At 32.2% G+C, this 22,114-nt stretch carries 19 protein-coding genes; 3 read left to right on the plus strand and 16 right to left on the minus strand.

Features of this window, described 5'->3' with window-relative positions; genetic code table 11:
- Positions 1–77: 77 nt before the first annotated feature.
- Positions 78–239, minus strand: coding sequence for an aspartyl-phosphate phosphatase Spo0E family protein (locus T473_RS17795; RefSeq protein ID WP_077065792.1), 162 nt, complete (start codon positions 237–239; stop codon positions 78–80).
- A 481-nt stretch (positions 240–720) separates the two neighbouring features.
- Between T473_RS17795 and T473_RS0111720 the strand changes: the two genes are divergently transcribed.
- The gene (locus tag T473_RS0111720; RefSeq protein ID WP_024622068.1) at positions 721–942 is read left to right on the plus strand and encodes a FeoA family protein; all 222 of its coding nucleotides are present in this window, start codon (positions 721–723) and stop codon (positions 940–942) included.
- Positions 943–954: 12 nt separating this feature from the next.
- On the plus strand, positions 955–2,892 hold the full coding sequence (gene feoB / locus T473_RS0111725; protein ID WP_024622069.1) for a ferrous iron transport protein B: 1,938 nt from the start codon (positions 955–957) through the stop codon (positions 2,890–2,892).
- A 73-nt stretch (positions 2,893–2,965) separates the two neighbouring features.
- On the opposite strand, the gene T473_RS20165 is transcribed toward feoB, so the two are convergent.
- The 10 genes from T473_RS20165 to T473_RS0111770 form a co-directional block, all read right to left on the minus strand.
- Entirely contained in the window at positions 2,966–3,064 is a 99-nt protein-coding gene (locus tag T473_RS20165) for a cyclic lactone autoinducer peptide (protein WP_077065793.1), read from the minus strand.
- A gap of 385 nt (positions 3,065–3,449) precedes the next feature.
- Positions 3,450–4,253, minus strand: a complete 804-nt coding sequence (proC, locus tag T473_RS0111730) for a pyrroline-5-carboxylate reductase (RefSeq protein WP_024622070.1) — start codon at positions 4,251–4,253, stop codon at positions 3,450–3,452.
- 155 nt (positions 4,254–4,408) lie between these two features.
- The gene (hypD, locus tag T473_RS0111735) at positions 4,409–6,778 is read right to left on the minus strand and encodes a trans-4-hydroxy-L-proline dehydratase (RefSeq protein ID WP_024622071.1); all 2,370 of its coding nucleotides are present in this window, start codon (positions 6,776–6,778) and stop codon (positions 4,409–4,411) included.
- Between the two features lie 51 nt (positions 6,779–6,829).
- Positions 6,830–7,690, minus strand: coding sequence for a glycyl-radical enzyme activating protein (locus T473_RS16770; protein WP_330369493.1), 861 nt, complete (start codon positions 7,688–7,690; stop codon positions 6,830–6,832).
- A 363-nt stretch (positions 7,691–8,053) separates the two neighbouring features.
- Positions 8,054–9,133 carry a serine protease HtrA gene (htrA, locus tag T473_RS0111745; RefSeq protein WP_152522306.1) on the minus strand — a complete coding sequence of 360 codons (1,080 nt, stop codon included), beginning with the start codon at positions 9,131–9,133 and terminating at the stop codon, positions 8,054–8,056.
- Positions 9,134–9,292: 159 nt separating this feature from the next.
- Entirely contained in the window at positions 9,293–10,639 is a 1,347-nt protein-coding gene (locus T473_RS0111750; protein ID WP_024622073.1) for a glucose-6-phosphate isomerase, read from the minus strand.
- A 58-nt stretch (positions 10,640–10,697) separates the two neighbouring features.
- Positions 10,698–12,326 (minus strand): Na/Pi cotransporter family protein, encoded by a 1,629-nt coding sequence (locus tag T473_RS0111755; RefSeq protein ID WP_024622074.1) that lies wholly within the window; start codon positions 12,324–12,326, stop codon positions 10,698–10,700.
- Positions 12,327–12,831: 505 nt separating this feature from the next.
- Positions 12,832–13,149, minus strand: a complete 318-nt coding sequence (locus T473_RS0111760; protein WP_024622075.1) for a hypothetical protein — start codon at positions 13,147–13,149, stop codon at positions 12,832–12,834.
- A 2-nt stretch (positions 13,150–13,151) separates the two neighbouring features.
- Positions 13,152–13,517, minus strand: coding sequence for a hypothetical protein (locus T473_RS0111765; protein WP_024622076.1), 366 nt, complete (start codon positions 13,515–13,517; stop codon positions 13,152–13,154).
- A 101-nt stretch (positions 13,518–13,618) separates the two neighbouring features.
- Positions 13,619–14,707: an SEC-C domain-containing protein gene (locus tag T473_RS0111770; protein WP_152522307.1), complete on the minus strand. Its 1,089-nt coding sequence runs from the start codon at positions 14,705–14,707 to the stop codon at positions 13,619–13,621.
- Positions 14,708–15,239: 532 nt separating this feature from the next.
- On the opposite strand from T473_RS0111770, the gene T473_RS17805 reads away from it, so the two are divergent.
- Complete coding sequence (locus T473_RS17805; RefSeq protein WP_077065794.1) at positions 15,240–16,910, plus strand: hypothetical protein; 1,671 nt, start codon at positions 15,240–15,242, stop codon at positions 16,908–16,910.
- A gap of 180 nt (positions 16,911–17,090) precedes the next feature.
- Here T473_RS17805 and T473_RS0111780 read toward each other — a convergent pair whose 3' ends face one another.
- The 5 genes from T473_RS0111780 to T473_RS0111800 form a co-directional block, all read right to left on the minus strand.
- Positions 17,091–17,477, minus strand: coding sequence for a type II secretion system protein (locus T473_RS0111780; protein ID WP_242825933.1), 387 nt, complete (start codon positions 17,475–17,477; stop codon positions 17,091–17,093).
- 102 nt (positions 17,478–17,579) lie between these two features.
- Positions 17,580–18,701: a type II secretion system F family protein gene (locus tag T473_RS0111785; protein WP_024622081.1), complete on the minus strand. Its 1,122-nt coding sequence runs from the start codon at positions 18,699–18,701 to the stop codon at positions 17,580–17,582.
- The gene (locus T473_RS0111790) at positions 18,685–19,938 is read right to left on the minus strand and encodes a GspE/PulE family protein (protein ID WP_024622082.1); all 1,254 of its coding nucleotides are present in this window, start codon (positions 19,936–19,938) and stop codon (positions 18,685–18,687) included. Before T473_RS0111790 ends, T473_RS0111785 begins: the two co-directional genes overlap by 17 nt.
- On the minus strand, positions 19,931–20,611 hold the full coding sequence (locus T473_RS0111795) for a DUF881 domain-containing protein (protein ID WP_024622083.1): 681 nt from the start codon (positions 20,609–20,611) through the stop codon (positions 19,931–19,933). The genes T473_RS0111790 and T473_RS0111795 overlap by 8 nt, the downstream gene beginning before the upstream one ends.
- Before the next feature lie 293 nt (positions 20,612–20,904).
- Positions 20,905–21,978: an nSTAND3 domain-containing NTPase gene (locus tag T473_RS0111800; protein WP_024622084.1), complete on the minus strand. Its 1,074-nt coding sequence runs from the start codon at positions 21,976–21,978 to the stop codon at positions 20,905–20,907.
- Between the last annotated feature and the right edge of the window lie 136 nt (positions 21,979–22,114).

A 22,114-nucleotide genomic window follows, 5' to 3' on the forward strand; every position in this document is an offset into this window, starting at 1 on the left:
AAGACTTAAAATTATTAATATTATATTAAATTAATAGTGTATTGTGATTTGGGTATAAAAAAACCCACACGTGTGGGTTATTTGTTCAAGCTCATGTATTTATTTATAAGTGTGTCGATTTTTTTGCTTGACGCTACTAATTCTTCACTAAATATCTCTGGATATTCAATATATGTATTTATTTCATCTCTAACTGATTCAATCTCAGACCTTAATTCCTCTAATTTATTATTCTCCATAATGATCTCCAGTATTACAATTTTTGTATTTTTATATGTATATCTTATCAAAGAACATCATATTTTGTCAATATTCTATCAATGAAACTTGGGCATAATAGACTAAATTTACATATTGCTTATTTTTAAAAAACGTCTACTTTACCAAATGCAGGTTTTATATAAGTATACAGTTTAAATTTCAACATATATTTTATTAAGAAATTCCTGTATTCTCCATTATTATTTTCAGAAGATTCTTCTTAAATACAATAATAAATTACCCTATTTTCATTATAAAAATCGTTTTAAAAAACAATTTCAACCTAGCTTGATTACTGGGTTTATCTTGACTTTTTTGCATTTACTTGCTATAATATATTAAATGAAAATGAAAGTCATTAGGTGGTACTAATGAGGACTGTTCTGATTTTAAAAAGCCTCTCAAATCACCTATTATTAAAGAAATGATTGTTAAAATATTTAATAGGAGATGTCGTTTATGACAGTTAAAGACTTAAAAGTTGGGCAAAAAGGCACTATCAATAATATATATGGAAACGAAAAATTAGCTAAAAGGCTTCTTGCCTTAGGGTGTATAAACAATACTGAAGTTGAAGTTAGAAAAATTGCTCCATTAGGAGATCCAATAGTAATTAGATTTAGAGGATTTGATCTAGCAATAAGAAAGGCAGATGCTAAAAATATTTCCTTACAACAATAAGGGGGCTTTAAATTGATTAATGTGGCATTATTAGGTAATCCAAACGTTGGTAAAACTACAGTTTTTAATTTGTTAACCGGATCTAACCAGTATGTAGGAAACTGGCCTGGTGTAACAATTGAAAGAAAAGAGGGTTTTATTGGAGATGACATCAAGGTTACTGATTTACCTGGAATCTACGCAATGGATACATTTTCAAATGAAGAAAAGGTATCTAAAGAGTATTTAGAAGAAGGCGATGTAGATGTTATAGTAAATGTCGTCGACTCAACTAATTTATCTAGAAATTTATATCTTACAACGCAACTTATGAAATACGACAAACCTATTGTTATATTTTTAAATATGTTAGATATCGCTAAATCTAAAGGAATAACAATAGATGATAAAAAACTTAGTCAAGAGCTAGGTGTCGAAGTTTTTCCACTGATTGACAAAGATAAGGCAGAGGTTGACAAAATATCCGCTAAGATAAAATCTATCTCAGGCGATACATTTGAATACAAAACAAGCTTTGGAAATGAGACTCAGACATATAAAGAAATCGAAGAAATTTTATCTTTATGTGTTGTCAAAGAAGATAACAAGAAAATATCAATAAGTGACAGAATTGATAACATAGTCTTAAATCCAATACTAGCTTACCCTATATTTATCGGTATTTTATATCTACTATTTAAATTTACATTTGACTGGGTAGGCGGACCCCTACAAGAGCTATCAGAATCACTTATTGGGCAGTTTATTGAAGCCCCGGCAACTAGTTTATTAGCTTCTTCAAGTCCATGGTTTAAATCACTTATCGTAGACGGTATCATAGGAGGGCTTGGAGGTACGCTACCTTTCTTCCCACTTATATTTACTTTATTCTTAGGTATTTCATTATTTGAAGACAGCGGCTATATGTCAAGAACTGCTTTTTTAATGGATAACATAATGAAAAAGGTAGGGCTTTCTGGTAAAGCATTTATCCCAATGGTAATGGGAATGGGCTGTTCATCACCAGCTATAATGGCTACAAGAACACTGGAAAGTGAAAAGGATAGAAAAGTAACAGCTCTTATAGCACCACTTATGACATGCGGTGCTAAACTCCCAATATACGCACTATTTGTAACTATATTTTTTAAAGACAATGCAGCACTAGTAACAACATCTTTATACTTGCTTGGAATTGTAGTTGCAATATTAGTCGCATCGTTCTTAAACAATACCGTATATCAAGCGGAGGTCGAGCCTTTTATATTAGAGCTCCCAGAATACAAAGTTCCTAAATTAAAAGCGCTATTTAAAAGTGCATGGAGCAAATCTAAAGGCTTCTTAATAAAAGTTGTTACAATAATGTTTGCAATGTCCGTTGTTATTTGGGCACTATCTTCATTTAACTTCAGCGGTTTTACAGAAGAAATAAATAACAGCTTCCTCGCATCAATAGGAAAAGTGATATCTCCTTTATTTATGCCATTAGGTTTTAAAGACTGGAAGATTTCAGTAGCTTTACTAACTGGACTAAGCGCAAAAGAAATTGTTGTAAATACGTTAAATATACTATACAGTAATATTTACACTACATTACCAGCAGTATTTACTGGTGTTACTGCATACACATTCCTTGTATTTACAGCTTTATATACTCCATGTATCGCTGCACTTGCAACTATGAAAAAAGAATACGGCAACAGAATGATGTTTATATCATTTGCATACCAATTTATACTTGCATGGGTAGTTGCTTTCATGGTTAATATCATTGGAGGTGTAGTATTTATGAATGGATCAATTGTCGAATTACTTGTCGCTGGTGTTATAGTAGCAGCAGCACTATTTATACTATATAGAAATTTAAAATCTGCTAAATCAGGAAAAGGCGGATGTAGCGGATGTTCAGGTTGTCCTTCAGCTTCACAAGGATGTCCAAGTGAAAAAGCAAAGGCTAAAGACCAAGATTAATTATATTAAATAAAAAGAACCAATTACAAAATAATAATTTTGTAATTGGTTCTTTTATTTTAAATACCTTTTTCTATTCACTTTTTTTCTTAAACTTATCAAGATTCTTAGGTAATTCTGGCTGATGTGATAAGTAAAAGCATATTGAGTTAGCTGAAACTTTTAGGTACATAATGCAACATCATTAAATTTTCCAACACTTTATAGCTTATTCCCTTTTTCATAGATTTTTCACTCTTTTCTTTATGGATCCAAGAATTTGCATTGTATATATATTTTTTATTCTACATAATATTTTAAATCCTTTTTTTAGACAAAATGTTTTCCAAAATATAATAATATGCAAGGTATTCTGATATTAAAGTAAATTTACGCATAAAAAAAAGAGCTTACATTTATAAAGAAGCTCTGTGCTTTAGGATCACTATCAAAAGATAGGTCAATATCATATAAAAATGAAGGGGAAGACCCCTCCAAATTTTTAATTTTTAGATTTCTATTATGCCTTGAAGCGAACACAAGTCTACGCCCGAAAAGGCGATTTTAGCGTCAACTTCCTACTTACTCATTTCAATTGATTTATCTACACTTGCAACTGTAGCTTTTATAACTGCTGATCTAAGCCCTTCTTCTTCAAGAACTTTAACTGCTTCAATTGAAGTTCCCGCTGGAGAGCAAACCATATCTTTTAAATCTCCAGGGTGTCTTCCAGTTTCAAGTACCATCTTAGCTGATCCTAATACTGATTGTGCTGCAAATTTGTAAGCTTGAGCTCTTGGCATACCTGCCATTACTCCACCATCTGCCATTGCTTCTATAAACATAAATACCTGTGCTGGTGCTGATCCACCCACTCCTATAACTGCATCCATTAGAGACTCTGGTATTATTTCTGCTTGTCCAAAAGCTTCGAAAAGCCCTTTTATCTCTACAAGCTCTTCATCTGTTACATTTATATTTTTACATAATCCAGCCATTCCTTCACCAACTAGTGCTGGAGTGTTTGGCATTGTTCTGATAACTTTTTTATCTGATCCTACTGCGCCCTCTAAAGATGCAATAGTTTTACCTGCTGCTATAGATACAATTATTTTATTTGTATCTATGTACTCTTTTACTTGTCCTAATACCAATTCAACTACGTTAGGCTTAAGCGCAATTATTATTACATCAGAATTCTTAATAACTTCTGCTGAATCTTTTGTAGTATTTACACCGTAATCAGCTTTTACTCTATCAAGAGCCGCCTGATTTAAGTCTGATATAGTTACATCATTTGGTTTTACTAATCCTGCATTAAGTATCCCACCCAATATTGCAGTTGCCATATTTCCTGAACCGATTATTCCTAGAGTTTTCATATTAAATTTCTCCTTTTAAATGATTATTGTAACAATTCAATAAGCTAACTCTAGTTTTAGAGTTAGCCTATTGTAATAAGCCATGCTTATATTATATATAAATTTGAAATTTTCTACAAATTTAAATTTAATCTATATATTTTTCTATATTACTTTTAGAAACTTTGCTCAGTTCTTCCTATTATCTCATCTTGCAATGTTCTACTTAAGTTGTTAAAGTGATCACTGTACCCCGCAACTCTAACTATAAGATCTTTGTAATCTTGAGGGTTTTTTTGGGCTTCTAGAAGTACATTTTTGTCAAATACGTTGAACTGGATATGGTGTCCATCCATACTAAAATACGATCTAACTAAGTTAGCCATATTGTCTAGACCTTCATCCCCTACAACTACAGATGGTGCAAATCTTTGGTTAAGCAATGTTCCACCAGTTTTTAAGTGGTCCATCTTAGCACATGATTTGATTACTGCTGTAGGCCCATTAGTATCAGCGCCTTTCTCTGGTGATATACCTTCTGAAAGTGGTTTTGCAGAAAGTCTTCCATTTGGACTAGCACCCATAACTTCACCAAAGTATATATGACAAGTTGTTGGAAGCATGTCAACTCTGTACTGTCCTCCCGCTACTGTAGGTCTTCCTGTAACTTCATTGTAGTAAGCCATAAAAACTTCTTGCATTACTTCATCTGCATAGTCATCATCATTTCCATACTTAGGAGTTTTATTTAACACCATATTTAGTATAGCTTCATAACCTTCAAAGTTTGCATCTATAGCCTTAAGTAATGTATCCATATCGAACTTTTTATTGTCGAATACATTGTATTTAATAGCTACTAAAGAGTCTGTTATAGTTCCTATACCAACTCCTTGAATGTATCTAGTATTATATCTAGATCCACCTCTTTGGTAGTCCTGAGCTTTTTCTATACAATCATCAACTATTGTAGACATTAATGGTGATGGCATATGTTTTCCGTACAATCTCTCTATTACCGAATTTCCTTCAACTTTTATATCAATTAGATAGTGCATCTGCTTTTTAAATGCTTCAAACAATTCTTCATAAGTTTTGAAATCTCTAGGATCTCCAGTTTTTACACCTATTTGTTTCTTGGATATTGGATCGTATCCATTATTTAATGCGAGCTCTAACATTTTAGGGATATTGAAATATCCTGTAAGAACGTAAGCTTCTTTTCCGTAGCATCCAGTTTCGACGCAACCACTTGTACCGCCAAGTCTAGCATCTTCTATAGTTTTTCCGGCTTCCATAAGCTCAGAAATTATGGCTTCAGTATTGTAAAATGCAGGTTGACCCCATCCTTTTCTAGATATCTCACATGCTCTCTTTAAGAATTTTTGAGGAGTTTTTTTACTAATCTGTACATTTGAACTTGGCTGTATAAGCTTCATTTCATCCATTACATCTAGTATTATATAACTTACTTCATTTACTCCATCTTGCCCCTCTGGATTTACTCCACCAGTGTTTATATTTGCAAAATCTGTATAAGTACTACTTTCTTTTAGCGTTATACCAACTTTTGGAGGTGCAGGTTGGTTGTTGAATTTAATCCATAAACACTCAAGTAACTCTTGTGCTCTTTCTCTATCTAAAATTCCATCTTCTACATCTTTTTCATAAAAAGGATTTAGGTGCTGATCTAATCTTCCTGGAGTGAACGCATCCCAAATATTAAGCTCAGTAGTTACACCTATATGAGTAAACCAGTACATTTGTAGAGCTTGATGATAAGTTTCTGGTTTATGAGCAGGCACTACATCACAAGTTTCAGCTATTAAAAGAAAATCTTTCTTTTTATTTTCGTCAGTTTCGATTGCAGCTAGTCTTCTTGCTTCTTCAGCATATCTTTTTCCATAAGCGACCATTGCATCACAAGCTATTCCCATACCCTCTAGATCTGCTTTTTTATCATATGCGTCTGGATCATTTAAGAAATCTAATCTAGCAATTCTGTTTATAACGTCTTGCTTTAAATCTAAAAATCCTTTTTTGTATATTGTGTCTCCACATACTGTATGACCTGGGGCTCTTTGCTCCATAAACTCTGTGAATATACCAGTTTCATAAGCATCCAACCACTCATTAGTCATCGATTTAAGCATCTTATCTCTTATTTGTCTCTTCTTCCAAAATGGTATTATTTCTTCTTCATGAATTCCTTTTGATTCTGGCGAAACAGAGAAGCTTATAATATCTCTATTGTTCATTACATCTAAATCTTCAGGTGTATGACAACAAAGTTCAGGATAAGTTGGAGCTCCATTTGGAGAATCTCCTTTTTCACCTACAATCAGCTCACCATCATTGATACATAGACTTCTATTTTCCATGTAATGTTTAAATGATAAAGCACGCAGTACTGGTGTTTCCACACTTCCTTCATACTTCTTATAGGCTTCTGTCATTAAGATAGCTCTCTCCATAGAAATATGTGGCTCAGCATTGATACTTTGTTCTCTCAATTTTTTAGTTCTTTCAAATGTACCTCTAGACATATTCTTATCCCCCAATCTTAGTATTAAAATTATTTTGTTCAAATAAATCTTTTATCTCTTCCATTTTTTCGTCACTTGGCTTTTCAAACTCATCGCTTCATAAGTTTTGTACAACTTTTCATACTTATGTTTTCCTATGTTGTGATAAGGTAAGAGACTTACTGCTTTTATATTTAGAGGTTTTAAGAATTCTATAATTTTTTTAACCTCTAGATTATCATCATCTACATTTACCCCTACTATTAAAGGTATTCTTATGTTTATATTTGATTTATTATCACTTAAAAATTTCAGGTTTTTAAGTATCAAATCATTAGATTTGCCTGTGAATTTTATGTGTTTTTCATCATCTATTAACTTAATATCGTATAAAAATAAATCTGTATATTCTAATATACTCTCATAGTTTTGCGTCTTTGCATAACCACAAGTATCTATAGCTATGTGAAAACCTTTGCTCTTGCAAAGCTTTACAACCTCATTTATATAGTCCATATCCTGCGCCATTACCTCTCCACCAGAAAGAGTAACTCCACCGCCAGACTCTTCATAAAACATTCTATCCTTGTATAGCTCATTGACCAGTTCTTTTGGAGTATACTGCTTGCCTACCATTTCTCTTGCATTGTTTATACAGTAGTCAAGACAAGTTTCGCACTGTTCGCATTTTTCAAAATCTAGACAGACTTTTTCAGTGTCTCTGTATATTGCACCATGTGGGCATATCTTTATACAAGCTTCACACCTAGAGCACTTCTCTTCATTGTACAAAACTTCTTTTGAATACGCCTGACTCTCAGGATTATGACACCATATACATTTAAGAGGACACCCCTTAAAAAATACTGTGCTTCTTATTCCAGGTCCATCATGTATGCTACATTTTTGTAAATTTATTACTAATGTATCCATATATTAACCCCCTAACAGTTGATTACATATTTTAACTATTAAATAACTATATTAATTATTTTTTAACAAACTTCGTTATATATATATTACTATATTCGTTATAATTTTGTCTATACTTTTTTAAGTAATATTAAATTTTTAACCTATATTTTCACACTCATAAATTTTTATGTTATTTTATACCTATTATTATATCTATATCTAATTTTTTCATTAATTAAACTTTAAAAACCGTTAATATTTTATAAAAATTTAGCAAAAAATAAGACTATTGTTAGATATAATATATTCAATTTCACATATATGAATACTTATATCTAATAATAGCCTTAAATTTATTTTATTATAGAGATTTATTTTTGTCTAAAATTGTGCGTTTAATTTAACTTCTTTTCCGCCTCTATTTACCACTATTTCGGATTTTTTACCTTTTGAATAACCGTAAAGTGTTTTGTTTAAATCATTCATTCCAGTTACTTTAGTACCGCCAACCTTAACTATTACATCCGCTGCTCTAAGCCCTGCTTTATCTGCAGTTGAATCAGCTATTACCTCAGCTACATATACTCCTTCTTTTGCTTCTAAATCCATTCCTGTAGCCTCTTCATAATTTGTTAAGTCCATTCCTTTTATTCCTAATGTAACTTTTTCGTACTTGCCATTTTCTATAACTTCTTTAACTATGCTCTTAGCTGTATTTATTGGAATTGCAAATCCCATACCTTCTCCTTGTGATGCTTTTGCAGTATTTATACCGATTACCTGACCTTTACTGTTAAGAAGTGGTCCCCCACTGTTACCTGAGTTTATACTTGCATCAGTTTGAAGAAGCCCAGTCATTTTAGCCTGCTCAGTTTCTATACTTCTATTTAGTCCACTTATTATACCTTGAGTAACACTTTTTTGGAATTCAAGTCCAAGTGGATTACCTATTGCTATCGATATATCCCCGACTTTAACCTTATCACTGTCTGCAAATTCAGCAGGTGAAAGACCTTTTTTCTCTACTTTTACAATCGCTAAATCCAATTGTGAATCGTACCAAACCACTTTACCCGATGTATCTGAACCATCGTTAAACAGTACGTTTACACTAGTAGCTTTTCCGTCTGAAACAACATGTGAATTTGTTAGGATATATCCTTTAGAATCTACTATTATCCCTGTACCGACTCCTTTCATTTCAGAAGGGAAGAATCCGCCGCTTCTATCTACACTTGTTGTTGTGATACCAACTACTGATGGAGTAGCTTTTTCTGCTACTGCTTGGTATACATTTTCCGATTTCCCAGTGTCATTTACTACGATATCTTGAGATTTTGATGTACTATCTGTACTAAAAAGAGTATTCTTTAGAACTAATACCGTTGCTGCAGAACTTAATATAGAACAAATGACAGCAACCAAAACGGTTATTTTAATTAATTTGTTTCGAAACATAATTTCCTCTCCAATCTATAATATATTCTTACACCATTTCGCCTTATATTTTATAACATATTAAATAAATTTATGTATAAAAAAAGAAATCATCTAGGTGTAAACATATGTCTCACTTAGTATGATTTCATTATATTCTTTAAATCTTAATTTAAACTTAACTTATAATCTCTTTTCTAATTTTTCTTTGTGCGATTCATATCCCGGTTTGCCCGAAAGTGCAAACATATTGTTTTTATATTCCTCTACTCCAGGCTGATCGAATGGATTTATTCCAAGCAAATAACCACTTATAGCACATGCCTTTTCAAAAAAATACACTAAATACCCAAAATTATATTCGTCCATATTTGGAATATTTATTATTAAATTAGGTACGCCACCATCATTGTGAGCAAGTATTGTACCTTGATAAGATTTAAAATTTACAAAATCCAAATTTTTTCCAGCCAAGAAATTAAGCCCATCCAGATTTTCTTCATCATAAGGTATCTCTAATTCACGCTTTGTATTTTCAACATTTAAAACAGTTTCAAATATTATTCTTTTACCATCTTGTATATACTGACCAATTGAGTGTAGATCCGTAGAGTAGTTTACAGAAGCTGGGAATAGACCTTTATGATCTTTACCCTCACTTTCACCGAATAACTGCTTCCACCATTCACTTATATAGTGAAGTTGAGGCTCATAGTTAACTAGCAACTCAACATCCTTACCGCTGTTATTTAGTATATTTCTCACTACTGCATATTGATAGCAATCATTTGACTTTATATCTGGAGTTTCAAACTTAACTCTAGCATCGTTTGCTCCCTCCATGATCTTATCTATATCAAATCCAGATGCGCATATAGGTAAAAGTCCTACAGCAGTCAGCACTGAATATCGTCCTCCTACATCATCAGGTATAACAAAGGTTTCGTATCCTTCATTTTCAGCCATCTTTCTAAGCGCACCTTTTTCTTTGTCAGTAGTCACATATATTCTATTATTTGCTTCTTCTTTGCCGTATTTATTTTCAACATATTCTCTAAATATCCTAAATGCCAAAGCAGGTTCAGTTGTAGTTCCTGATTTCGATATAACATTTATTGAAATATCTTTTTGGTCGATCAAATCTAAAATATCATTGATATAAGTGGAACTTAAGTTATTTCCAACAAAATAAACCTTTGGAGACTTTCTAACGTCTTTATCTAGCTCATTACTAAAAGTATGACCCAACATATTTATAGCTGCTCTAGCCCCTAAATAAGACCCCCCTATACCAATTACTAATAATACATCCGAATCTGACTGTATCTTTTTAGAACACTTTTTTATTTTTTCAAATTCAGACTTATCATAATCTCTCGGGAGATCCATCCATCCCAAATATTCATTTCCCAATCCGTTTCTATTGTGAAGCATAGAGTGCGCGTCATTCACACTTTTCTGCATAGAATCTATATCATCTTGTGAAAAAAATCCAATAGCTTTTTTATAATTAAAATTTATCATATCTATAAATAAACCTTTCATATTTATACTCTAATGAAATTATATCACAGGAGTGAGTCATTAACTACATCTTTCCAATTCTCTGAGCAATAACTTGTTGTGCAATATTTACAGCGTGATCGGATACTCTTTCTAAATTTCCTACTACATCTAAGTATATAACCCCATTTTCAATACTACATAAATTTTCATTTAATCTTTTCATATGATTTGCCTTACATGATTTTTCTAGCATGTTGACATGTTCTTCTATTCTAAGGACTTTATAAGCAAGCTCAACATCGTCCTTCTTTATCGACTCAATTGCATAATTGTATCCAGTTATAACTTTGCTGTACATCTCTTCTAGTTCTTTTCTTCCCTCTTCAGAGAATACTATTTTAGAATCGACAGCTTCTTGAGACAGTTCCGCTATATTATTAGCGTGATCTCCAATTCTTTCTATATCATTAACTGTATTAAATAAAGTATCTACAGTCTCTCTATCGTCGTCATCTAATGATGCCTTCGAAAGATCCAATAGGTAATTTAATATTTGTTTTTGTAGATCATTTATAAGACCTTCACGCCTATAAGATCTATCTATATGTTCTTGAGACAATTCAAGCAATCCTCTCATAGCCGCATTCAAACTTTCTTTCGCCTTTTCACTCATCCTAACAGTTTCTTTAACTGTATTTCCAAGAGCTATTGTAGGAGTCTCTATCATTCTGCTATCTATATATTTAACAGTTCTTGCTTCATCCTCATCTTCGTCGCCTTCCTTATCTGGTACCAACCTCATAGCGAGTTTGATTATAAGACTATTGAATGGCATCAATACTATAACAGATAAAATATTGAACAGTGTATGAGTATTTGCTATTTGTCTAGCCACATTTCCTGGGTCCCAAGATGTAACTAAAGCCACGACTGGTTTATTAAGCAACAACAAGAATATCGCAGTGCCGAGAATATTAAAAATCAAGTGCATTACTGCAGCTCGCTTTGCATTCTTATTTGTACCAATACTCGATAACAGTGAAGTTACACAAGTACCTATATTTTGTCCGTACAGTATAGGCAGTGCAGCTCCAAGTGGTATAATTCCTTCTGAAGCAAGTGCTACCAACATACCCATTGATGCACTTGAACTTTGTACAATCGCTGTAATAGCGAATCCAAGCAATAAACCAAGTAGCGGTTTATTGCCGAATGTAACCAATAAATCCGTAAATCCCTTATAATCTCTTAAAGGTTCGACAGCACCTTTCATAAATTCCATACCTGTAAATAATATACCAAAACCGATTAAAACCTCAGCAAGGTTTTTGACCTTTGCGCTATGTGCAAATAAATATATAATGATACCTATTCCTAAGGCAATGGGAGCCATACCATCTAGGTTAAAAGATACTAATTGAGCGGTTACAGTTGTCCCAATATTAGCACCCATTATAACGCCGATAGCCTGCTTTAATGTCATAATTCCCGCGTTAACAAACCCTACAACCATTACAGTAGTAGCACTTGAACTTTGGATTATCGCAGTAACTCCTGTACCAACTAAAATACCCATAATCAGATTACTTGTAAGTAATTCAATTATTTTTTTTAATTTCGTCCCTGCAGATTTTTGAAGCCCATCTCCCATTAAATTCATTCCATAGAGAAATAGCCCCAATCCTCCCATCAAATTGATTGTAATTTCCAATGTATTTCCTCCCCTTAAGAGTTTTCAGAACCTTTTTACACCTCTTGTATTTTACCAAATTTCGAGTTTTGTAGTGTTAAATGTATGTTAAAAATTATAATTGCATTAAATTTTTGTTAAAACTTGGCTAAACTTTTTATATCTGTAAACCTTTTTCCTAACGTCCCGAATCCGTAGCGATTTATATGTATTTAATATTTAATTTATAAATTATTTTTTATACTTAAGTCTTTCTGATTGTTTTTCTATATTAATTCTTTTACTAGTTAATTTTATTTTAATATTTGCTTTTATTTCTATAGCTAATTTCACTTTTGATTTTATTTTTGTTTTTATATCTAATTTCGGTTTTGTTTTTATATGCTTTTGTTTTGTTTATGGTATTGATGTATGACTAGACATCTCAATTTATTATGTTTTTTATTAAATCCAAAATTAATTAAAAAGGATATCTTAAGTGAGTATTAATCACTTTAAGATATCCCCTTCTTCTCATTACATTGTATTATTGTTTTGAATAAATTAATTCTATATTTTCTTTGTTTAGATTCGTTATCAAAACTTCTTCAATTATAAATTTCTTTAATTTATCTTCGAAGTCATTTTGGCTAATGTATTCGCTGTATTTTTCTACTATAGCTAAAGCTTGAGTTTCTCTTCCTAGCCTCTCAACTAAAGAGTCTTCTACTTCCATAATGACAACTTTAACATCACACACAAAGCTATCTTTATCTCCAATATTTATTTCGTCGTCAAATTTATAGATAGAAAATTCTACTTGGTTTTTGTATGGAGTTATGTTTTCTATGCCAATTAGATCCATATTTAACTCCCTTGTGTTATAAGACCTTTTATGATCTTCATATTGTTGAATACTTTTTCGATAAAGTTTTCTGCTTCTTCATTGTCTAATAGCTCTATTTCTAAAGAATCATCATTTAAAATGTCTTTTTCTTCACAATATTTCTTTGCCATTTCAATTAACTGTTCTCTTTTGTCTTTTGATAAATTGTACTCTTTATAATCTACAATTATATACTGTCTTGTATCTAGGTGCCCACTATTATTGTACCCTATTTCTATGTGGTATATAAGTGCATGCACTTCATCTCCTACACAGATAGGTACAGCTGGATTAGATTTTATAAAGTTAGTTGACACTGTAATTTCTTTGCCTAGACTAAGATTCATTCTTTAATACCTCTTTCTAAAACATTGTATCATCATCGATAGTTTTATATCTTTCATAATTTTATATATTTATATATATTTTTAAACTTTATTGTTCTTTATTATGCGTTTTTAATTTCTTTGTATCTCTTACCTAATGTACTAGCGCTTGTATCATACTTTTTAGCTACTTCAGCTTGAGTCGCAATTTCACCATTTTCTTTCTTGATGTGGTATTCAACTGCTGCTGCCCAGCTGTTTTCTGATCCCTTTATTTTATCCATATTATTATTTTTGTATTCAGTCCAGAAATTTACGCATTTAGCAGAAATTTCGTCGTCCGAAATTCGTTTTATAAGCTCAGTAACTTTACAATCTACTTGAGATGGCTCTTTTATTTCTGAAGCATCGTCATTTTTAGTTACAGCAACTTCATCAACTAAAGCTTTATCTCTCTCTGCTTTTAAAAAATCAGCAACTCTCTTATCGAGTAACTGTTGAATGTATTTGTAAAGTATATGTGTGTGATAAATCAAGAAAGTTTTCTTATCTTTGTATACACTCTCATATTGATTATGTAATTTGTTAATATCATTAACGATAAGATCCTTAACTTCATCAGATATACTTAATGTTATATCTATAAGTAGACTTGTATCTCCAACATGTATAGGTCTAGCGATAATTGCGCTTCCTACCTTAAATTCCTTTAATAAATTAACATCAGCTGTAGTTACTTCATCACCTGTCAGACAATCTTTCAATTTAACCTTTCCAGATGACATGTCCATTATTTCGTAAACGCTTAAATACGATTCAAATAAGCTCTTTAATATGTCTATATCTACTTGTGTCAATGTGTTTTTATTTTCTTCAAAGAAATCTACTGTAATCACTTTATTTACATTATTCAATTCCATTATGTGATCTTGAATAAAGTAAGTATTGAAAAACACCTCAAATTTCGAGTTGATTTCTTCATCATCCATAATAAAGAACGCTTCTTTTGCCTTCTCAAATTCATCTTTAAACTTTTCCTGCTTTGAATAATTGTAAAGTCTTGTATATAAATCAGTATATTCTTTTTGTGAAAGCCCAACTTTTCTCGCAGCTCTCTCTGATATTAGGTCTTTATTCATACAACATTTTTTATATTTTTTGCCGCTGCCACATGGACATAGCTCATTTCTTCCCAACAATGTGACTTTCACTCCCCCATCAATAAATTAAAAGTACAATTCGTAATTATACCACATATTTTCATGGATATGTTAAATTTCAACGTTTTTCTAAGTTTTTTTAGCAAAGTGTCAGTTTTTTGTCTTTTGACACATTATCCACAATTACCACTTACGATTTTACCATATTTAGATATTTTTTAAAACCTGTATTTATTAAATTAAAAAGCCTATAACTTGCTAGGCTTTTTAATTTAATAACTTACACACCTAATTAACTTCTTTCTTTGTATTAAATTTATCCTCTTGTATAGCTCCTATGTCTAGTGATTTTTAATGTATATCTTATTTTGTTATAATTATATATTATATTGATGTATCAACAATAATCACATTTTTATATTTAGTTCTTTAAAACGGAATCTATATCAAGTGCCTTCTATAAACTTAGTTGCAGAGACTTTTTTACGTGATATTGAACATTATGGGAAAATATCAAAATATTAGATCTATCATATAATAATAAGAGCATTCGCTTAAAAACTGTAAAAGGAAGTTGAACATTATGAGAAAATACAATAAATATGTTAATAAAGACTGTAGTTTAAAATTTAACAAACACTCTTGTAACGATCATTGTGATTATCCTTGCAATGATTGTTGTGACGATTGTTGTGATGATTGTTGTCATAAACATAAACCACCGCATTGGTGCTGTACTCCATGTATAGTAACAGGATCTACAGGTTTAACCGGGGCGACAGGTCCTACTGGAGCTACTGGTATAACTGGAACGACAGGTCCTACTGGATCGACAGGTATATTTGATGTAGGTCAGACATTATTAAATATTGCAGGACCCGATACTACAAGTGTCCCTTTGTTTGTGAACGATGATTTAATTTTCGAATCATCAACACTTGACATTACAGTAACACCTGGTTCTGCGATTGTGACTATAGAAAATTTAAATTCGCCAGGAAATACTGGTGCTACTGGTGCTACTGGCACTACTGGTGCTACTGGCGCTACTGGTGAGACTGGCGCTACTGGAAATACTGGTCCTACAGGAGCTACCGGCACTACTGGTGCTACTGGTTCAACTGGTTCGACTGGCACGACTGGTTCGACTGGTTCGACTGGTTCGACTGGTTCAACTGGTTCGACTGGTTCAACTGGTTCGACTGGTGCTACTGGTGCTACTGGTGCTACTGGTTCAACTGGTTCGACTGGTTCAACTGGTTCGACTGGCGCTACTGGAAATACTGGTGAAACCGGTGCTACTGGTCCTACTGGCGCTACCGTTGGTACCACTGGTCCTACTGGTCCTACTGGTGAGACCGGTGCTACCGGTCCTACTGGTGCTACCGTCGGAGCGACTGGCGCTACTGGAAATACTGGTGCTACCGGTCCTACTGGTGCTACCGTCGGAGCGACTGGAACTACTGGTACTACTGGTGTGACCGGCGCTACTGGTCCTACTGGTGCCACTGGTGCCACTGGTGCCACTGGTCCTACTGGAACCATTGAACCAAATCCATTTGAGATATATGTTAAAGCTGGTGCAGTTAATGGTGATGGTACCCAAGCTAACCCATTTGGAACAATCCAAGAAGGTATTACTGCCGTATCTCCAACAGGTATTGTGCATATATTAGGAGGAAATTATCCAATAACTGCTCAGATAACCATCAATAAAGCAGAAATAACATTAAAAGGGTATCCTAATACACTGATTGAGCTACAAAGCACCGCTATCGTCTTTTTAGTAACGGGAACTGGCGTAACATTAGATGGATTAACCATCACAAGTAATGATCCTTACGAAGTTGAATTTATTCAATTCGCAGGAACAAACCATAAGCTTGTAAACAATACTATTTATGGACCCCCACAAGCAGGGCCATCAACAGATTGGGTAGTAAACCGTGGTTTTGTAACGCAGAGTAATGTTACCAATTTACTGGTTCAAGGGAATTTATTCTATTCTCTCAGACAACCTGCATATTTGAATCCAAATTCAACAGGTAATATCTTAGACAATGTGGTCTATAATACGAGAGGATTTGTAGTAGCTCAGGCTATTTTTATATTTTCTGGTAACTCTTGGGGAATACCTGCTAATGCAGTAGACATCGCTTTACTGGTTGGTACTATTACCGGTGCACCTTACGATCCTCTAAGTGCTTTGTCACAAAGTAATAGCAGTGCAATTATCAGTAATCAGAGGATTTAACTGAGCTACAAAGACTAATTAATTCTAAAATCATGGATGGTTTTTTAAGAAATTAAAAAGGGTAGCAATTAAGCTACCCTTTTACATATCATAGAAAATGACTTTACAACTACAGCTAGACGCTTTCTCTTTTTCAACATGTAAAACACTCTATAATCCTTAACCTTACCATAAAAATTTCTATTTAGGATAGAACTGTTCTGTATCGACAAATACTGCAATATCATCTCCATTATCAAGCACTTTTATTGTAAAGCTACCAACCTTGCTCTGTGGAACTGGGACTGTGTTTAAATATCCTTTTTCTTTTAGAGTCTCCACGCTTATATTTTCAGCAATGCTCTTATCATCACTTATTGCAATACTTGTTGCGGTTGCAATATTAGCTGCATTTGTATAGTCTGCATTTAACTTTGCGTTGTCCTGAACCTTCCCGTATTTCACAAGTGCGATACTCGTAAGAATCCCTAGTATCGTAATAACAATTACCATCTCAACAAGTGTAAATCCTTTTTTCTTTCTATCTTTTATTCTAAGTAGCTTCTTATTTTTTATTTTTATCTCCAATACACGCTCACCTTTCCCAAATAATTCTTATACTGTTACTGTAATTTTCACACTATAATTTTTTATTTTATATAGATTCTATGCGTAACTTTATTTCACTAACTATACTGAAGATATTATTTCAAACATAGGTGTTACCATTGCTATTATTGAAGAACCTATAATCGCTCCTAAAATTATAATAATTACCGGTTCTAAAAGCTTTATCATTTGCTCTATCTTTATATTAAGTTCATTTTCATAAAATTTGTTAGCTGCTTCTAAACTCTCTTCAAGTTTTCCGCTCTCCTCACCTGCCTTTACCATAGATATAAAAAGTTCTGGAAAGAACTTAACCTGCTCAAGTGCAATTCCTATTGAATTTCCCTTTTTTATGTAATTATTAGCACTTGATATATCTTTATATACATATTTGTTATCAACAACATGGGCAGAAATATCTATCGCATCAATTATCTGAACTCCACTGCTTATAAGTATCTTCAATGAGCTTGAAAATCTCGTTGTTATTATCAATTCGTTCAACATCTTAGTAACAGGTAATTTTAGTTTTACTTTATCGATATAATTCTTAAACCACTTGTTATAGACAAATAAGTAGTACAATAAGGTCAATACTGCTATAAATATTAAAGACAATATTGTAAGGTTACTTCTTAAAAAGTTTGATGTAAATATCAGTATCTTTGACAAAAGAGGTGGCTCTATCGCATTACTTGAAAAAATGATTTGAAAATTTGGGATGATAAATAATAAGATAAATACCATAGATGTAAATGATAAAATAATTAAGATTATTGGATATATCATTATTGTAATTATCTTAGACCTAAGCTTGTACTCTTTATCGAAGTAACTTGATAAAGATTCCATCACTCGATCTAAGCAACCACTCACCTCTCCTGCAGAGACTGTATTTATAAAAAAATTTGAAAATGATTGTGTACTTTGAAATGCTTGTGTTAAAGTCTTTCCACGCTGGATTTGATCCGAAATATGTGCAAGTGCATCCTTTGCAGTTTTACTAGAATGTTCCTTAACCATATTAAGGAGTTTGATTATCTCACATCCTGATTCCAGTAAAATAGCTATTTCTTTACACATAACTCTAAGTTCTTTGTATTTTATATACTTTGAATTTGAAAATTTATTATTTTTATAATTTTTATTTATCGTTAATATGTATTTATTTAAATTTGGAATATAATCATACAATTTCTTCAATAGATATACACTCCTCTAAAGTTGTAATCTTTTTTTCTATTAATCTTCTGCAACAGTCATTAAATGTAATCATCCCACTGCTTATAGCTATGTTTTTTATGTAATTTGTATCTGGAGATTCCTTTATACATGTTTTTATATCGTCATCTATATTTAAAACTTCATAAATCGCAGTTCTACCTAAATATCCGATATTGTTACAGTTCTTGCACCCCACTGCGACTTTAGTTTTTATTTCTTCATATAAGTTATCCTTTATAGATATCTCATGGCTACAATCACCGCATACTTTCCTAACTAGCTTTTGAGACAAAACTCCTATTATAGAAGCGCTTAATAAATACGGTTCAATTCCCATCTCTAGAAGTCTCGTTATAGCTGACACTGCATCATTCGTGTGTAGTGTACTTATTACTAGGTGACCTGTTATAGCCGCTCTTATTGCTATTTTAGCCGTTTCTAAATCCCTGATCTCTCCTACCATAATTACATCTGGATCTTGTCTTAATATACCTCTAAGTCCATTTTCAAAGTTTAGACCTATTTTTGGATTTATTTGAATTTGATTTATCCCATCCATCTTGTACTCAACTGGATTTTCTATTGTCATTATATTCTTACTTGTGTCCCTCAAGTCATCTAGTAGAGAATATACAGTCGTCGTCTTCCCACTGCCAGTAGGGCCTGTCACAAGAATTAGTCCTGACTTTTTACCAATCATTCCCTCTATTAGCTCTATTGATTTTTTGGAAAATCCAAGCTCCTTTTTACTCTTTAAAAATGAATCTCTATTTAAAATTCTGAGTACTATCTTTTCCCCAAAGATCGTAGGCATTGTGGATACTCTAATATCTATAACCTTACTCTTTACTTTAATATCTACTCTTCCATCTTGAGGCAGCCTTCTCTCAGTTATATCCATACCAGCGCTCAGCTTTATAATGGTACACAGTGCTGAGTAATCGTCAATTTCCACACCTGATCTTTTTATAATCTCTCCATCTACCCTCATTCTAACAACAGTCTTCTCTTCAAAAGGTTCAATATGTATATCACTTGCATTTAATTCAACAGCTGTCGTTAAAAGATCATAGAATAATCTCTTTATAACATTGTTGTCATCAGCATTTATATTTATGTAAGAATTTAAATCACTTGGTTCCGATACATCATTTAAGTAATTTCCTTCATCGTTTAATAAAAGTTGTGATGCCACGCTCTTTTCTATTTTACTCACCCTCTATATATTTTAAATTATTAGGCAAATTTATCTTTTTCATATGAATTTTCTTATCAAATTTTATATTTATTTTTATAGGATTTTTTAATTGAATTCTATTTAAATACTCACTTCCTTGGTCCATATAATTCGATAATTTTTTTTGATCTCCTATTGCTTTTATTACATAAGCTTGAGCAACAGGAGTTCCGTTTATATTAATATGACTACCAGCAAGTGCTATCTCTGAATACTGATTAATCCTCTGGTCATTTATAGAAACAAAATCTGCACCCTCAGACTTCAGCTCATTTACAATATTTAGAAGTATCCTGTTGTAGTCGACTAAATTAGAAAGATTTCCTTCCTTTTCATCTCTTGCATCAACAGTCATTATTATCCCTGATCCTTTTAAATCTGTATAAGAAAGATTTTCTTCTAGAGAATTTATGTCTTTGGCTTCATCTGAACTTTTGAATTTTTTGCTTAGCTCTTCTACTTGATCATCTAACTTTCCTTTTTCTTCTTGAAGAGCTTCTACAGATTTTTTCTTTTCTTTGATTTGTGATTTTACTACTTTGTCTTTGTTTCCATAAACAGCGTTATCGCTAGCAGTGTCTCTTATCATACTTCCGATAAATATACCTAATATTGCACTCGTTAATATTATAAACATATATACTTTTTTCATACTGATTAGCTCCCTACAAATTAATTCAATTTCTTTAATTTCTTTAAGTACTATAATATCATAAAATATAAGTAGAATGTGGGTTAATGGTTGAGATCCAAATGGATATAAGGATGATGTTGTTATCTTGCAGGCTGGCTAAAAAATCTTGCCAGACAACTACAAATACAACGCAGAGAACTTAAATATAAAGAGCAAGTTCAGTGTAAGTGAACTTGCTCTTTATATTTTCGATTTAGTTTTTTACTCATTATTTTTGCTTATAATTTTAATCATTATTTATACTCATTGATCTATTTTTTATAGCTATTTATTTTTTTAATTATTTCTTCTCTCAACTCGCTAACTTTATCAAAATCCATGTTAGGTACATAGTAGCCCTCCATGATATCGTGATTTGCTTTTGCTCTCTTTAAACTTGATATTGCTAGATTCAATAGATCTTCTAATGCTTTTTCATCAGTTTTAATATCTTCTTCGTATTTCAATAATTTCTTTTTATCTAGGTATTCGTTAAAGTCTATTGTCCTTCTTTCACTAAATAGATTGCTTACTGTGAATCCTATGTTTAGATTTTCTATATATACGCTTTCTACTTTTTCAGGTATTAGTGGATAGTGGTATAATTCTACTTTCATCCCTTTAAGTTCAGCTTTATCTGCTATCCTTTTTATAAATGTAGATTTTCCTGTTCCTATTTCTCCTGATAGGTAATATATTTCTGCGTCTTCAGGGAAAATATTGCCTGCGTGATCTACACATCCGACTGGAGTTATAGCTGATCCAAATAGATGTACTTTTTTTCTATAGACTCCTGTATTCTTTATATCTTTAAATAGTTCGTCTATAAATTTCTCAGTCATTTTATTTAATTTTCCTATATTCAAACAAGAAGAGTTTTTATCTTGTATTCCTATATATATAGGTTCCGCTGCTGCTAGGTACTTATACGCTCTTTTGAAGCTATCACTTATGTCTCTATCCGTTTCTATTATTTTGTTTTTATTCTTTTCAAGTTCTGCTGTATTTAGAAAATCCCCTAAGTTTACTATTTCATCTTCTGCCCCCGGTAGTTTTGGATCTACTATATGTGGAGATGTACCATCTAATAAGAGTACTCCTAACTCTTTGATTACTAGCGCATCAAGTGAGTTTGGGTCTGATGGGCAGTGAAACAAGTCTATATCGTATCCTTTGGAATTGTATTCTTTTGCTAATTTTTTCATTAAGGAAGATTTTCCTACTCCTGGCCCTCCTTTTAAGCAGAATATTCTATTTACGTTTTCAGGAACTATATTGTTAAAAAATGAATACGATCCTTTTGAAGTGTTACCACCAGGAAATGCTCTTTTAATTTTCCCTTTCATTGACAATCCCCTCCTAAAAAATATTTTTCACTCTACTAAGCATATTACTAAAATTCTTAATTTATTACTTCAGTTAACATATTCCTCACACTTATTAATAGTATTATCATATGATTGAATATAACTTATATTTATT

The organism is Clostridioides mangenotii TR, from assembly GCF_000498755.1.
Lineage (GTDB): Bacteria > Bacillota > Clostridia > Peptostreptococcales > Peptostreptococcaceae > Metaclostridioides > Metaclostridioides mangenotii_A.

Excerpts from the sequence above, each read along its gene's own strand:
- T473_RS17805 (WP_077065794.1), top strand. The coding sequence starts at position 15,240 with ATGAGAAAATACAATAAATATGTTAATAAAGACTGTAGTTTAAAATTT.
- T473_RS0111765 (WP_024622076.1), bottom strand. The coding sequence starts at position 13,517 with ATGAATCTTAGTCTAGGCAAAGAAATTACAGTGTCAACTAACTTTATA.
- T473_RS17795 (WP_077065792.1), bottom strand. The coding sequence starts at position 239 with ATGGAGAATAATAAATTAGAGGAATTAAGGTCTGAGATTGAATCAGTT.
- T473_RS0111795 (WP_024622083.1), bottom strand. The coding sequence starts at position 20,611 with ATGAAAAAAGTATATATGTTTATAATATTAACGAGTGCAATATTAGGT.
- T473_RS0111760 (WP_024622075.1), bottom strand. The coding sequence starts at position 13,149 with ATGGATCTAATTGGCATAGAAAACATAACTCCATACAAAAACCAAGTA.
- T473_RS16770 (WP_330369493.1), bottom strand. The coding sequence starts at position 7,690 with ATGGATACATTAGTAATAAATTTACAAAAATGTAGCATACATGATGGA.
- T473_RS0111800 (WP_024622084.1), bottom strand. The coding sequence starts at position 21,978 with ATGAAAGGGAAAATTAAAAGAGCATTTCCTGGTGGTAACACTTCAAAA.
- hypD (WP_024622071.1), bottom strand. The coding sequence starts at position 6,778 with ATGTCTAGAGGTACATTTGAAAGAACTAAAAAATTGAGAGAACAAAGT.
- T473_RS20165 (WP_077065793.1), bottom strand. The coding sequence starts at position 3,064 with ATGTACCTAAAAGTTTCAGCTAACTCAATATGCTTTTACTTATCACAT.
- T473_RS0111720 (WP_024622068.1), top strand. The coding sequence starts at position 721 with ATGACAGTTAAAGACTTAAAAGTTGGGCAAAAAGGCACTATCAATAAT.
- proC (WP_024622070.1), bottom strand. The coding sequence starts at position 4,253 with ATGAAAACTCTAGGAATAATCGGTTCAGGAAATATGGCAACTGCAATA.